Here is a 14076-nt window from a genome sequence, read left to right on the forward strand (position 1 = left end):
GCCTCGAAGAACTTGAAGATGAACTTTTACAATACCTCGCTTATTACAACTGGGAAAGGCCTCATCAAGGTATTAATGGTAAAAAACCTATTGAAATGTGCACCCTAAACAACAAAAGTTAAAACCGCTAATCTGTCATCGAATTACTAAACCCTTACAGCAATGACAATGTGGCTATTTGTCCGTGTTAATTACTTATACCTCCACTGCAAACTTCTCCCCAATTTGTTGCCTCCACATGGCGTAGTAAAGGCCTTTTTGGTCTATCAGGTCGTGATGTTTCCCGGCTTCAATGATGTGGCCTTTCTCCAGCACGAAGATCTTGTCGGCATGCATAATGGTCGACAGGCGATGGGCGATAAGGATAGTAATATGATCATTCACCATAGATACATCACGAATGGTAGCTGTAATTTCCTCTTCGGTGATGGAATCTAATGAAGACGTGGCTTCATCAAATACCAAAATATCCGGCCGGCGCAGTAAAGCACGCGCGATTGACAAGCGTTGTTTCTCCCCGCCCGAAACTTTTACACCACCTTCGCCTATCACGGTGTCCAGGCCTTTATCGGCGCGGGCCAATAGCGTTTGGCAGGCGGCGCGCTGCAATACATTCATACAATCCTCATCCGTTGCTTCCGGGCGAACGAACAACAGGTTCTCGCGGATAGTGCCGGAGAATAACTGCGTATCCTGCGTTACAAAACCTATCTTCTCGCGGAGCTGGTCGAGGTCTATCTCCCTGCGCGAAATACCATTGTAGGCTACATCGCCCTCCAATGGCTGGTACAGCCCAACCAGCAATTTAACCAGCGTGCTTTTACCCGAACCGGAAGGCCCTACGAAGGCAATGGTTTGCCCGGCAGTGGTTTCAAAGTTGATGTGGTTCAACGCGTTGCGGTTAGCAGTTAAATGTTTGAAACTTACATCGCTAAAAGTAAGTGTATCAATTTTCTCCAGTAGCACCGGTTTTTCAGGTTTTTTATCTATCGGGATGCTAAGGATACGGCTAAAATTGGCGAGGGATACCTGCGCTTCGCGCCACGATAGAATTACATTCCCCAGCTCCTGCAGGGGGTTGAATAAGAAAAACGAATAAAACAGGAACTTGAAATAGTTACCGGGGCTTAATTCACTTTTAAAAATGAGCATTAACAGCACCACCACCATGCAACTACGAACAAAGTTTACTGTTGTACCCTGCACAAAGCTCATGCTGCGTACAAACTTTACTTTCTTCAATTCCAGGTCGAGGATCTTGTAGGTGGTTTTGTTAAGTCGCTCAATTTCTTGCTTGGCCAGGCCGAGGCTTTTCACCAATTCAATATTGCGGAGCGATTCGGTTGTAGAACCGGCAAGAGCGGTAGTTTGTGCAACAATAGATTTTTGTATGGTTTTGATGCGCCTGCTGAGCAGTGAACTTACAATGGCAATAACAGGGATGGCGGCAAAATATACAAGAGTTACTTTGTAGCTTACCGTTAAAGAGTAAATTATTACGAACACCATTCCCACCAGGCTCACAAACAACACACTGATGAAAGAAGTGATAAATTTTTCGCAATCGAGTCGGACTTTTTGCAGTATACCCAGCGTTTCGCCGCTTCGCTGATCTTCAAATACCTGGAAAGGCAATTCAAGCGAATGTTTTAACCCGTCGGCATACATTTCGGCGCCGGTTTTTTGTACAATGATGCTGGTAAAATAATCCTGGAAGTTTTTTGCAATGCGCGATACCATTGCAGCACCAACAGCCAGCAGTACAAGCATCAGTGCACCATGTAAACGATATTCATAAGTGTAATGTTTACCGTCTTTGGGGATCATGTACTGGTCTACAATGTTCCCGGTGATAAGTGGGTCCAACAAAGAAAAACCAATGTTAATGGCGGCCAGAGCAAGGGCGAGCACCACAATCCACTTATATTTAGATAAATAAGATAAGAGTATTTTCATTACCGCAAAACTAAAAAAAGGGAACGGCTAAGAAGCTCATTCCCTTTAATTTGACAATGCGGTTAAAGTAGAGTCAATAAAAAAAGGAATAACCACACCGGCTATTCCCTTCCCTAAACAGTTTAAGTTACTTTAAACTGTCATGATATCTTTTTCCTTAGCTTCTGATAGCTGATCTACTTTAATGATGTAGGCATCGGTCAGTTTCTGCACTTCGGCTTCGCCAACTTTTATCTCATCTTCAGATACGCCTTCGGTTTTTAATTTTTTAATTTTCTCGTTAGCATCTTTACGAATGTTGCGCACGGCAACTTTACCGGTTTCGGCCTCGGCCTTGGCTTTTTTAACCAGATCGCGGCGGCGCTCTTCGGTAAGCGGCGGTACGTTAATGCGGATGATGATGCCATCATTTTGCGGGTTTACACCCAGGTTGGCTTCTTTAATGGCTTTCTCTATCAATGGCAGCAGGTTCTTCTCCCAGGGCTGCACTACAATGGTGCGTGCATCGGGTGTGTTCACACTGCCTACCTGGCTAAGCGGGGTAGCAGTACCATAATAGTCGATGGTAATATCATCCAGCATGGCAGGGTTGGCTTTGCCCGCGCGTATTTTGGTTAGTTCGCTATCTGCGTGTGCAATGGCTTTGTCCATTAAAGCTTTTGCATCAGTTACTTGTTTTTTAATGAGTTCGCTCATTGTTTAAGATTTTTGACAAAAATAATAAAAAGTATCAAAGCCCCTAATTAAAGCAGGGAAATCGCTTTTAAAACAGAACTACTAACAGTACGGATTTTAGCGATAATTTCAATTGCTTTTCAGGCTTGTTCGCGTTCGACATGGGGCGCGAACAGCCCGAACAAGCCCGAACACGTGTAATTTTAAACCAATCATTGCTGAATAAGCCCGTAAACTGCTGAAAGCGGGTCCGCTGCTAATTAAGGTTTTACCCACAATGTGTTTTATGTGGGTAAATTATTGTTTTGTGATGAGCAACGGATCAACCCTTGGTGTGTTTTTGCGACACGAGTTTTTCTACAGGGTAGCCCATGGTTCTTTTAATTTTAAGATAAGAGATAACTTACAGCGAAAAAAATTAGCTGTAAAAAGAAAGCGGACGAAACATTGGCGCATAAAAAATCACGCTACCAAAAAATCATGAAAGCGTGCAAATGAAAAATAATAGCAAAGCACCGGTTGAAACAGTGCTTTGCTAAAACCTTTAAAGAATTACCAACGGCTACCGCCGCCGCCTCTGCTATCTTTTGAGTAACCGCCGCCACCGCCGCTGCCACCTCTGCTGTCTCTTGAGTAGCCACCGCCACCGCCGCCACGGTTTCCACCGCCGCCGCCGTAACCACCACCGCCGCCACCGCTTCTGCGATCGCCCGGTTTTTTGTCTTCAGCCTGGCTAACCGCAATTGAGCGGCCGCTAACTTCAGAACCGTTTAGGCCAGAAATTGCTTTTTGAGCTGCTTCATCGTCAGACATTTCAACAAATCCGAAGCCTTTGCTGCGGCCAGATTCTCTGTCAATAATAATTTTAACGGTGCTTACTTCACCATAAGCTTCAAAAAGCTCTTTTAAATCTGCTTCCTCTAAAGAGTAAGGAAGGCTTCCTACGAATATGTTCATCAAAAATTAGTTTAGTAATGATCAGTTTTTCTTCCTGTCATTTTATTGTTTACACCAAATATAGAATAGATATTAATCACTTGTACAATAATTTATCAAACTACAGGCTTTATTTTAATAAAAAGGTCAATTTATGGCTGTTTTTTCAAAAAACCGACCTGATGAGGTAGCTTTTGCCATTTAGAATAAACTCTTCACCCTCGCCTTTGCCCTTTAATTTAAAGCCAATTGGCGACGCTGGCGATACTGCAAAGTAGTTTTTGCCATCCAACAGCAGATTGCCGGCGCTTATAGCGATGTAAAAGTCTCCGTTATTGGTAGTTACAACACTGCCGGTATCGGCTACGGCGGATGTGCCTTTAAAACTTACCTGGTTTAGGGCCACCATTAGTTTGTTAGCTTCGTTTAATTGGGCCAGGTTTCGGTTGGTTTCCTGCTGCGCCATCTCGCGCCCGGTTTCGTATTTATCGCCGGCGCTGCTTTTGGTATCGTTGTTGGCGGCTTGTTGTGCTTCGGCTATGGCCTCTTCGGCGGCTTGCATGCGGCCTTTTACATAGGCAACACATAAGGCGTGCAGCTTCTCTTTTATATCGCTCATGTTGGTTATCCTGAAAAAAACGAAGATGCTAAATAAAATCGCAATCAAAACTGCCTAAAAAATAAAAGCCCCCGTGCACTCGCTGCCGGGGACTTTCAACCTAAACCTTATCACAATTATAAGTGCGGATGCACTTATGTCCTTTGTAAACGAAATGTATTACCCAAATGTTGTGTAAAACCGTCTCAAATTACTTGCAAATGATAAAAGCTTTTGATTTTTGTTCTGCGCCAAAACAATCCGGCGAAAAAAATATTATCTGCTTTGTTGCGTTTGGCATTTTGCTGCGTAATGAGATAATACAAAACCGGTACACATGATCCCGCATATTAAACAAAATGCTTTCAAAGGATATACGTTCACATTGATACTCCTTTCTATACTGCTGCTATTGATGGGCCTTTTTGCTGTAGTGCCACTTTAGATAGGCTGCGTCTTTCCATTACAAAATTTTGCCGTGCCTTACTTCTGTGAGATTGGCCGTTTTTTTACCCGGCGGGTATACGCGCCCTTCTTCATAGCGGTATGGTTTTAACACGCATCTAAAACAAACCATCGCCAAATTGGTTAATAGCTGTACATCTTTTAGTCACAACAATTTAACCTGTTAAAAACCATGAATTTAAAACGTACTTTCGGAGCCGTACTTACCGTGCTGGGCATTGTAGGCCTTATTTGGACCGGTGTTGGAGTTATCAATCATTCAGGCCAAACCACAACTTTAATCGTAGTCGGCATTATATCTGTGCTATTCTTTTCTACGGGGATTAGCCTGGTGCGCAATACTAAAGACGAAGCTTAATTTAAAGCAGCCGGCATAATTACCCCTGTTTCGGAAATAGTTAAACCCGAGGCTTCAAAATCGTTTCGGTAAGGGTTTTAATACGGCGCGAGGCGCGGTTTAGCGTATCGGGCAGTAACCCTTTATCGTGCGATTGTTTATAGGATACTATCTGGCCACTTAAAAACTGGCCTTTTTTGTTGATGCGCAATTTTAGCATAGGCGCCAGCCCGCAAATACCCGCCACGCTTACGCTGCGGTAAGTGCAAAAGTTACCCAGGCTGTAAGCTATCAGCCTGTTTTTATACAATTCCATCGCGCGGCTTACGTGCGGGCCATTGCCCAAAAACATCTGCCCCTGCATCAATGGCCGCGTGCGCAAATGCATTTACATTTCCCCGTCGCTCGCCGTTATATGATTCGGGCACGCAGGGTACATGCTCAAAAGCAACACCTTCGCCACCACCATGGAACGATACGATCACCACATCACTTTGTTGTTTTAATTCTTGTATAATAGCCGACGCCCCTTTAATATCCAGCAACGATACCGTTTGGCTGTTGGGCGAGAACGCGCAGAACCCATATTTAACACCATTTAAGGTGAAGGTTTTTGTAGGCACCGTTTTTAGCCCGGCGGAATGGATGCCCAGGCTATCCAGTATTTTTAGCGTAGTTACCCGGCCCTTTAGCCCAAAATCATTACTATGGTTGTTTGCCACGCTCAAAATATCAAAGCCTGCATCTTTAAAAATGCCGCCATAATGCTCGGGCATTTTAAACAGGTATGGCTTGCTGCGGAATTTTAACTTCATGGCAGCGGGTGCGCCACTATCTATTAGCGCACCTTCCAGGTTGCCAAAAGCGATATCGGCTTCGCGCAGATCTTTAAGCGCATATTTAAAGCTATTCTTCCCGCTATCGGGCGGTAAATTGTTATTGTTTGGATAAGCCGTGCCCAGCATCATATCGCCAACGGCCGCTATGTTAATAGCGGTATCTGCAGGAGGAGGTGGCGCAACGGTATCAACCGCGGCAGGCGCTACAGCCGGTTGCCGTTTGGCAGCCAGCTGTGCGGGAGGGTTATTGCAACTCCCCAAAAAGAGGCTTGCGCAAAAAAGTGATGTAAATATCAGACCTAATTTCATGACAAAAAAAATCCCCCCAAATTTAAGATGGGAGGATGAGGGAAATATAATAATTTAGGTTTAATCAATTATTGTCCGGTCCTGGCTGATCTGCGCTGCTGCTGGTTAGCTCGTTTTTAAACGACTCCAGCATACGGCCGCCTTTGTAAAAGTAACGGCTGTAATAAGCGTCATCGAGGCTGCTGATAGCTACACCGCGGGATGAAGCGTGCGCGAACCTGTTATTGCCTAAATATATGCCAACATGCGAAATGCTGCGGCTGTGTATTTTAAAGAAAACCAAATCACCTTCTTTCAGATCATCTTTACCTACGGGGTTAACCATGCTGAAAATATCGCGTGAGCTGCGGCGGATAGTTAAGTTAAAAACATCACTGTACAATTGCTTGGTGAATGCTGAGCAATCTATTCCTTTTCTTGAGCTGCCGCCGAAACGGTAAGGAGTACCTATCCAATCGTGCACGAAATTGAAAAGTTTCATGTTAGAGGTTGCCGATAAGGCCACGCCCATAATTTGTGAAAGATAATCTTTAGCTAATGACTCCTGATCGTCAGATTCGACGGCGGGAGTTGGAACACTTTTTGTTTGAGCCTGTGCGGCTAAAACGCTCATAAATAATGCAATAGCAAGTGCGAGTTTCTTCATTTAATCCCGTTTTTTGTTGCAATTAGGACAACAAATGTATATTAAATCAGACGGTGTGTCTATTGTTAGATACAAATCTATATAAATATTCTAAACCACCAAATAAATAATGAAATTAATTTCATGTTCGTTGTGGTAAATAATATTAACCAACGTTAATAAAGTTATCGTTAAAGTGAATATTGCAATTCGCGATAAATGGTTAAACAACTAATTTTCAATAGGTAATAATTTATAATTGTTTGTTTGATGAGCAGCGAAAATATGGAAATTTTTCACGAGAAGAGAGGTCAAGGCTTTACCGCAGTATGAGCAGATTTTTCACAGATACGTGCAAACTTGCTATTGTGATGATTAAATATCTGCATCACTCTGCGCTTTTTCTCTGCTATTCGCTACAGAGAAGCGCCATTATATCTTTTTTAAGATTTATCAGTATAATTAATGTAAAATTGATCCTGTTCGTTCGGCTGATCGTCGAAAAGATAATTGCGGGAAACCTATATATTGCATTGCGGCAAAGCGTATTATTTACACACTATCCAAATGATATTCTGCTTTTGCCGAAATGCGCGTTTTGGGGATGAAAAGGTTACATTCACGTTAAATAAATCTTTACAACAAATTCGTTGCAGTTTCGGTTATTTGCGAGATATAATTAGATTTGCACATTCTCTTAGAATTGTTTTTAACAAATGAGTTCAATCGAAATAACTAAAGACACCTACCTGATGTGGTATGAGTCCATGCTACTGATGCGTAAGTTTGAAGAAAAAACCGGTCAATTATACGGTCAGCAAAAAATACGCGGATTTTGTCACCTGTACATTGGGCAGGAAGCAGTGTTGGCCGGCGCCATGTCGGTTATACGCCACGAAGACAGTATGATAACTGCCTATCGCGACCATGCCCACGCTTTGGCAAAAGGCACACATCCAAACGCTATTATGGCCGAGATGTATGGTAAAGCAACCGGCTGCTCAAAAGGTAAGGGTGGCTCGATGCACATGTTCGACAAAGAAAACCATTTTTATGGCGGGCATGGTATTGTAGGTGGCCAAATACCAATGGGTGCAGGTGTAGCTTTTGCCGAAAAGTATAAAGGTACTGATAACGTAAACATTGCCTATATGGGTGATGGTGCCGTACGCCAGGGTGCTTTAACCGAAACCTTTAATATGGCTGCACTATGGAAACTCCCTGTAATTTTTGTTTGCGAAAACAATGGTTACGCCATGGGTACATCTGTAGAGCGTACCACCATACAAACTGATATTTATAAATTAGGCTTGCCTTACGGTATCCCATCATCACCGGTTGACGGTATGGACCCGGTTGCCGTGCACAACGCAATGGACGAGGCTGTTTCACGTGCCCGTCGCGGCGAAGGCCCGACTTTCCTGGAGATGCGTACCTACCGTTTCAAGGGCCACTCGATGAGCGATCCGCAAAAATACCGTACCAAAGAAGAGTTGGAAAGCTACAAAGCAAAAGACCCAATTGAAGTGGTAAAACTTGCTATACAAAAAGAAGGCTACGCCAACGACCAATGGTTTGAAGAAATTGACGCTAAGATAAAAGCACAGGTAGACGAAGCGGTGAAATTCGCTGAAGAGTCGCCATGGCCGGAGGCATCGGAGCTTTATACCGATGTTTATGTGCAGCAAGATTACCCTTACATTCGCGACTAATTATTATACCTAAAATATTAACAACAAACAGTATATGGCTGAAGTAGTTAAAATGCCCAAAATGAGCGATACCATGACCGAAGGGGTATTGGCAAAATGGCATAAAAAAGTTGGCGACAAGGTGAAATCGGGCGATGTTTTAGCCGAGATCGAAACCGATAAAGCCACTATGGATTTTGAATCGTACCAGGACGGCACCATATTATATATTGGTGTTGAAGAGGGTAACGCCGTACCTGTTGACGCTATTATAGCTGTATTGGGTAAAGAAGGCGAGGATTATAAAGCATTACTGGAAGCTGGCGCCGCCCCGGCTGCAGAAGAAAGAGCTCCTGAAGCTGCAAAAGAGGAAGCAAAACCAGCGCCTGCAGAAGATAAAAAACCAGCTGCCCCTGTTGAGGCAAAACCCAAAGTAGATCTTTCCAGCATCCCGGCTGCCGTTATACGCATGCCATTGCTTAGCGATACCATGACTGAAGGCACCATTGAAAAATGGTACTTTAAAGTTGGTGATACCGTAAAAGCAGATGATTCATTGGCTGATGTGGCTACCGATAAGGCTACCATGGAAGTTGTAGGTTACGAAGCCGGTACACTATTATATATAGGCGTTAAAGAAGGCGAAGCTGCCCCTGTTAATGGCATTATTGCCATTGTAGGTAAGGCCGGTACAGATATCACCCCGTTATTGGACGGTGGTGCCGATGCACCTGCTGCCGAGGCTGCACCAGCCGTAGAAGAAGCTGCCCCTGCTGCAACCGCCGAAGCTGCGCCAACTGCTACCGCAACCGGTTCTACCGAAGACGATAGCCGTGTAAAAGCATCGCCTTTAGCGCGTAAAATTGCAAAAGATAAAGGCATAAACCTTAACGATGTAAAAGGCAGCGCAGATGGCGGCCGCATTATTAAGAAAGATATAGAAAGCTTTACACCGTCAGCTGCGGCCGCACCACAGGCTCAGCCTGCTGCTGCATCAGCTGCCGCTCCGTCGGCCCCGGCTGCTGCACCTGCTAAGGCACCGGTTGTATTGCCAACCTTTACAGGCGAAGAGAAATTCAGCGAAAGAAACGTTACGCAAATGCGTAAAGCCATCAGCCGCAGGTTAGCAGAAAGTTTGTTCACCGCGCCGCACTTCTACGTTACCATGTCGATTGATATGGACCAGGCTATTGCTGCCCGTGCCAAGATCAATGATGTAGCGCCGGTGAAAATATCATTCAACGATTTTGTTGTAAAAGCAGTTGCCGTTGCGCTGAAGCAACATCCTGCCATCAACTCATCATTCCTGGGTGATAAGATCCGTACCAATGAGCATGTGCATATTGGCGTAGCCGTAGCGGTTGACGAAGGCCTGCTGGTACCGGTTATTAAATTTGCCGATGGTAAATCGCTGAGCCATATCTCGCAGGAAGTAAAAGAGTTTGCCGGTAAAGCAAAAAGCAAAAAATTACAACCTGCCGAAATGGAAGGCTCTACCTTCACCATATCAAACCTTGGTATGTTTGGTGTAGACGAGTTTACCGCTATCATTAATACACCAAACGCGTGTATCCTTGCAGTAAGCGGTATCCAGGCAGTTCCGGTTGTGAAGAATGGCGCGGTTGTACCTGGTAATGTGATGAAGGTAACCTTAAGCTCCGATCACCGCGTGGTTGACGGCGCATTAGCTGCAAGTTTCCTGCAAACATTAAAACAATTATTAGAGGAGCCGGTAAGGCTGTTGATATAATTTAGTCGGAAGTCCGGAAAGTCGGAAGTCGGCAAGATTAATAGCGATGGGTTTAGGCTCATCGCTATTTTTGTTTTAGCGCGGTTTTTACCATTATTGTCATTGCGAGGAGCCAGCGGGGGAACGTGGAGAAGGGGCGACGCGGCAATCTCATAGGACAGTTGGATATGCTGAGTTCCGGGTTTCGCACATGCTACATATTTATTAACTTACCGGCATGCTTATCACCATTATCATTTTATTAGTTCTCGTCGGTTTCTTTAGCGTAAAAAAGTCCGTTAAAAATCAAGTAACGAACTCCAAAGATTTCACACCGGCACAAAAAGATTTGTTGGTACAGCATATAAGATACTATAGCCAATTATCGGATGAAGATAAAGGCCATTTCGAAGATAAAATAGCGCAATTTCTAAATGATGTCCGCATCGAAGGAGTAGGCCTCGAGCTCACCGATACCGACCGTATTATGGTTGCCGCAAGTGCGGTGATCCCCATCTTTGGGTTTAAGGATTGGACCTACCGCAATATCACCAACGTACTTTTATACCCAGATACCTTTAATAAAGATTTTGAGTTTGAAGGGAACGAGGGTGAGGGCCGTAACATTATGGGCATGGTGGGCAGCGGTTACATGAACGGGCAGATGATATTATCCCGTGCGGCGCTAACCGAAGGCTTCTCTAAAAACTCAGGAAAAGAAAATACCGGTATCCACGAGTTTGTTCACCTGCTGGATAAAGCCGATGGCGCGACGGACGGTATCCCCGAAGGTTTCCTGGAACATGAATACGTAGAGCCCTGGGTGAAGATGATGCACCAGGAGATCTTTAAAATAAACAAAGGCCGGTCGGACATTGATATCTACGCGGCAACCAACGAGGCAGAGTTCTTCGCTGTAGTGTCGGAGTACTTCTTTTCTAAACCCGATCAGTTTCAAACAAGGCACCCGGAATTATACGATATGCTGAGCAAGGCATTTGGACAGGATCCATCGACAAAACAATAGTTATGACATTCGCCGACAGGGTCATCAAGTTTAACCGCCAACTGGAGTACACGGGGCCTGAGCTGCCAGCAGGCATCCGGATCATGAACCCATTCAGAGAAGAGGAGCAAGCTTTGCGTATCTCCGAAGAATTTTATCGCAAGTACTATAGTGATGAAAATAAGCGCCACCTTATCCTGGGCATTAATCCCGGCAGGTTTGGCGGCGGGGTTACAGGTGTGCCCTTTACCGACCCGAAGCGATTAATAAGCGAGTGCCATATTTCTTATGAGGGCAAGATAACGCACGAGCCTTCCTCTGTATACGTTTACGAGGTGATAAACGCTTACGGTGGGCCGGAGGCTTTCTACAGGGATATCTATATCAATTCGGTTTGTCCGCTTGGCTTTACTGTTATGGATAATAAAGGCAGGGAAAAGAATTACAATTACTATGATAGCGCAGTACTTGCTGATACGGTAACTCCTTATATCATCCAGAACATCAAAAAACAAATAGCCATGGGTGTTGACACTGAGCTATGCTTTTGTTTTGGTACCGGGCAAAATGAGAAATTAATTAAAAAGCTAAATGCCGAATATGGGTTCTTTAAAGAGGTTATCGCATTGGAGCATCCCCGGTTTATTATGCAGTATAAAAGCAGATCGAAACAGTTTTATATCGACAAGTATCTGGAGGCGTTTGCGAGGATGAAGGGCTAAAGATTAGGGTTAAGAATAAAAACGTCATGCCGAATTTATTTCGGCACCCCACACGGCAGGTAAGCGGCATGCAAAGCGGTTAACGCATGGCGGCTACTTATATGATGGGGTGTTGAAATAAATTCAACATGACGATCTACGCAGGTTTAACTGGGTTTATTCTTCCTCCTTCACCATTGCCGTCTTCGCCAGCAACCTCGCACTTTCTACCAGGCGGATAAATTCGGCACGGTAACCTTCGGCATCTTCGCCGCGGGCGGCTTTGGCAATGCTGATGGCCTGGGCAAAGTTTGAACCCTGTTTAAAGTGCGAATCGCGCAGCACCATACCCGTTTCGGCTACTGCCGCTGCAAACCTAAAATCTGATGAGGTTTTATCGAAACCGGCGGGCGTATCTTTAACAATTGCCCGGCTTAGCTTGCTTTGGTTTGAGGTTGGTTCTTTGTACCGGAATTTAATGGTCAGTAGTTCGCCATTTGTAGGTGCGGCGGTTTTGATAACGTCGGTTTTCTGATATTTTAACGGATCTACCGAACCGCTGAGATCATCTTTTGCGCCTACCGGGATAATCTCGTAAAAAGCGGTTACGTTATGCCCCGAGCCCATATCACCCGCATCTTTTTTGTCGTTATTAAAATCTTCGCTGGCTAAAACGCGGTTCTCATAACCTAATAAACGGTATGCCTGTACTTTGGCCGGATTAAACTCCACCTGCAGCTTTACATCTTTGGCAACGGTGAACAAGGTTCCGCCAAATTCACTGATGAGGGTTTTGCGGGCCTCGGTAATATTATCTATGTAGGCGTAGTTGCCATTGCCCTTATCAGCAAGGGTTTCCATTTTACTGTCTTTATAGTTACCCATACCATAACCCAAAACCGATAGGAAGATACCGCTTTCGCGCTCTTTTTCTATCAGTTTCTCCATGTCGCTGTCGCTGGATGCACCTACGTTAAAATCGCCGTCGGTGGCCAGAATAATGCGGTTATTGCCTTTTTTCATCAGGTTTTCGGCGGCTATTTTGTAGGCCAGTTTTACCCGCGCCGCCAGCTGTAGAGCCGCCTGCAGATAAATTATCGATGGCATTATAAATGGTTGCCTTTTTATCACCGGCGGTTGATGGCAGCACCACGCCTGCCGCGCCGGCATACACCACCATGGCAACCCTATCCTGCGGGCGCAGCTGGTCGGCCAGCATTTTTAGGGACGATTTCACCAGCGGCAACTTGTTTTCATCACTCATCGAACCCGATACATCTATCAAAAACACCAGGTTTGATGGAGGAAGGTTATCCGTAGGGATGGTTTTTGCTTTAAGCGCGATGCGCAGCAGACGGTGGTTGACGTTCCACGGCGCGTTAGAAAGTTCGGTATGGATGGCAACGGGCTCGTTATTGGTTGGGCCGGCCAGGTTGTATTTAAAGTAATTGATCATCTCCTCTATGCGTACAGCATCAGGTGGTGGCATTTGCCCGCTGTTGATAAACCTGCGGAAGTTACTATACGACGCGGCATCCACATCAACAGAGAAAGTGGAGAGCGGGTTGCTTTTGGCTTTGAGGAAAGTGTTTTCTACGATGCCCTTGTAGCTTTCGTCGTCCGCTTTAGTGGGAGCATAATAACCGTATTTATCATTGCTTGCAATGCCGCCAAACATTATTTTGGGAGCTGCACCCGGGGCACCTTGCTGGGTTACCGCTATGCCAGCGACACGCCCTTGAAGCACATTGTCATAATTAGCTGGAGCCGCATTGCTTGCGGAAGTAATGTTTACGACAGACACTGAGCCGGTAAGCTCCTTTTTCTTTTGTGGGGCATAGCCCGTAATAACAACCTCATTGAGTGTTTTGTTGCTTGGTTTAAGTGTGACATCAATCACCTTGCTTTTCCCAACGGGCACCTCCTGCGTAATGTAGCCAAGGTAACTTACAACTAGCACCCGGCCGGTTTCTGCCTGTATATGGTAATTGCCTCTAACGTCGGTTTGGGTGCCAAAGTTGGTGCCCTTTAAACGCACCGTGGCGCCGACTACCGGGAGTTTATCATCTGCGCCGATAACGGTTCCGGTGATAGTACGGGCGGCATCCTGGCGGAATCCGCTGAGGCCAGCGGCCATTATCAAAATGAGTAATACAAAATTTTTCATAATGTTTAAGTTTTACAGGAAGGATGCCGCCGAAAGCAAATT

Annotated in this window: 13 protein-coding genes and 1 pseudogene; 5 read left to right on the forward strand and 9 right to left on the reverse strand. The window is 45.1% G+C overall.

Annotated elements, in window-relative coordinates:
* Window positions 1-195 precede the first annotated feature (195 nt).
* From IDJ77_RS17065 to IDJ77_RS17080, 4 genes are all read right to left on the reverse strand, one after another.
* On the reverse strand, window positions 196-1956 hold the full coding sequence (locus IDJ77_RS17065) for an ABC transporter ATP-binding protein (RefSeq protein WP_191190194.1): 1761 nt from the start codon (window positions 1954-1956) through the stop codon (window positions 196-198).
* Window positions 1957-2088: 132 nt separating this feature from the next.
* Window positions 2089-2652 carry a ribosome recycling factor gene (frr, locus tag IDJ77_RS17070; RefSeq protein WP_191190195.1) on the reverse strand — a complete coding sequence of 188 codons (564 nt, stop codon included), beginning with the start codon at window positions 2650-2652 and terminating at the stop codon, window positions 2089-2091.
* A 531-nt stretch (window positions 2653-3183) separates the two neighbouring features.
* Window positions 3184-3588, reverse strand: coding sequence for an RNA recognition motif domain-containing protein (locus IDJ77_RS17075; RefSeq protein WP_191190196.1), 405 nt, complete (start codon window positions 3586-3588; stop codon window positions 3184-3186).
* Window positions 3589-3733: 145 nt separating this feature from the next.
* Window positions 3734-4186 carry a 3-oxoacyl-ACP synthase gene (locus IDJ77_RS17080; RefSeq protein ID WP_191190197.1) on the reverse strand — a complete coding sequence of 151 codons (453 nt, stop codon included), beginning with the start codon at window positions 4184-4186 and terminating at the stop codon, window positions 3734-3736.
* A 616-nt stretch (window positions 4187-4802) separates the two neighbouring features.
* Here IDJ77_RS17080 and IDJ77_RS17085 point away from each other — a divergent pair.
* Window positions 4803-4988, forward strand: a complete 186-nt coding sequence (locus IDJ77_RS17085; protein ID WP_191190198.1) for a hypothetical protein — start codon at window positions 4803-4805, stop codon at window positions 4986-4988.
* Between the two features lie 40 nt (window positions 4989-5028).
* Here the strand turns inward: IDJ77_RS17085 and IDJ77_RS27865 are convergent, their stop codons facing one another.
* The 3 genes and pseudogenes from IDJ77_RS27865 to IDJ77_RS17100 form a co-directional block, all read right to left on the reverse strand.
* A complete protein-coding gene (locus IDJ77_RS27865; RefSeq protein ID WP_191190199.1) occupies window positions 5029-5283 on the reverse strand; it encodes a metallophosphoesterase family protein in 255 nt (84 codons plus the stop codon).
* A gap of 9 nt (window positions 5284-5292) precedes the next feature.
* Window positions 5293-6115, reverse strand: a pseudogene (locus IDJ77_RS17095) (CapA family protein); the annotation flags it as partial.
* A gap of 64 nt (window positions 6116-6179) precedes the next feature.
* Window positions 6180-6761 (reverse strand): C40 family peptidase, encoded by a 582-nt coding sequence (locus IDJ77_RS17100; RefSeq protein WP_191190201.1) that lies wholly within the window; start codon window positions 6759-6761, stop codon window positions 6180-6182.
* 695 nt (window positions 6762-7456) lie between these two features.
* Here IDJ77_RS17100 and pdhA point away from each other — a divergent pair.
* From pdhA to IDJ77_RS17120, 4 genes are all read left to right on the forward strand, one after another.
* A complete protein-coding gene (pdhA, locus tag IDJ77_RS17105) occupies window positions 7457-8452 on the forward strand; it encodes a pyruvate dehydrogenase (acetyl-transferring) E1 component subunit alpha (RefSeq protein ID WP_191190202.1) in 996 nt (331 codons plus the stop codon).
* A 34-nt stretch (window positions 8453-8486) separates the two neighbouring features.
* The gene (locus IDJ77_RS17110; RefSeq protein WP_191190203.1) at window positions 8487-10181 is read left to right on the forward strand and encodes a pyruvate dehydrogenase complex dihydrolipoamide acetyltransferase; all 1695 of its coding nucleotides are present in this window, start codon (window positions 8487-8489) and stop codon (window positions 10179-10181) included.
* A 217-nt stretch (window positions 10182-10398) separates the two neighbouring features.
* On the forward strand, window positions 10399-11187 hold the full coding sequence (locus IDJ77_RS17115) for a M90 family metallopeptidase (protein WP_191190204.1): 789 nt from the start codon (window positions 10399-10401) through the stop codon (window positions 11185-11187).
* 2 nt (window positions 11188-11189) lie between these two features.
* Entirely contained in the window at window positions 11190-11888 is a 699-nt protein-coding gene (locus tag IDJ77_RS17120; RefSeq protein ID WP_191190205.1) for an SMUG2 DNA glycosylase family protein, read from the forward strand.
* Between the two features lie 156 nt (window positions 11889-12044).
* Here the strand turns inward: IDJ77_RS17120 and IDJ77_RS27690 are convergent, their stop codons facing one another.
* Window positions 12045-12974: a vWA domain-containing protein gene (locus tag IDJ77_RS27690; protein ID WP_224751147.1), complete on the reverse strand. Its 930-nt coding sequence runs from the start codon at window positions 12972-12974 to the stop codon at window positions 12045-12047.
* Window positions 12874-14034: a VWA domain-containing protein gene (locus tag IDJ77_RS27695; protein WP_224751148.1), complete on the reverse strand. Its 1161-nt coding sequence runs from the start codon at window positions 14032-14034 to the stop codon at window positions 12874-12876. Before IDJ77_RS27695 ends, IDJ77_RS27690 begins: the two co-directional genes overlap by 101 nt.
* Window positions 14035-14076 lie beyond the last annotated feature (42 nt).

This window comes from Mucilaginibacter pankratovii (genome assembly GCF_014773265.1).
Taxonomy (GTDB): Bacteria; Bacteroidota; Bacteroidia; order Sphingobacteriales; family Sphingobacteriaceae; genus Mucilaginibacter; species Mucilaginibacter pankratovii.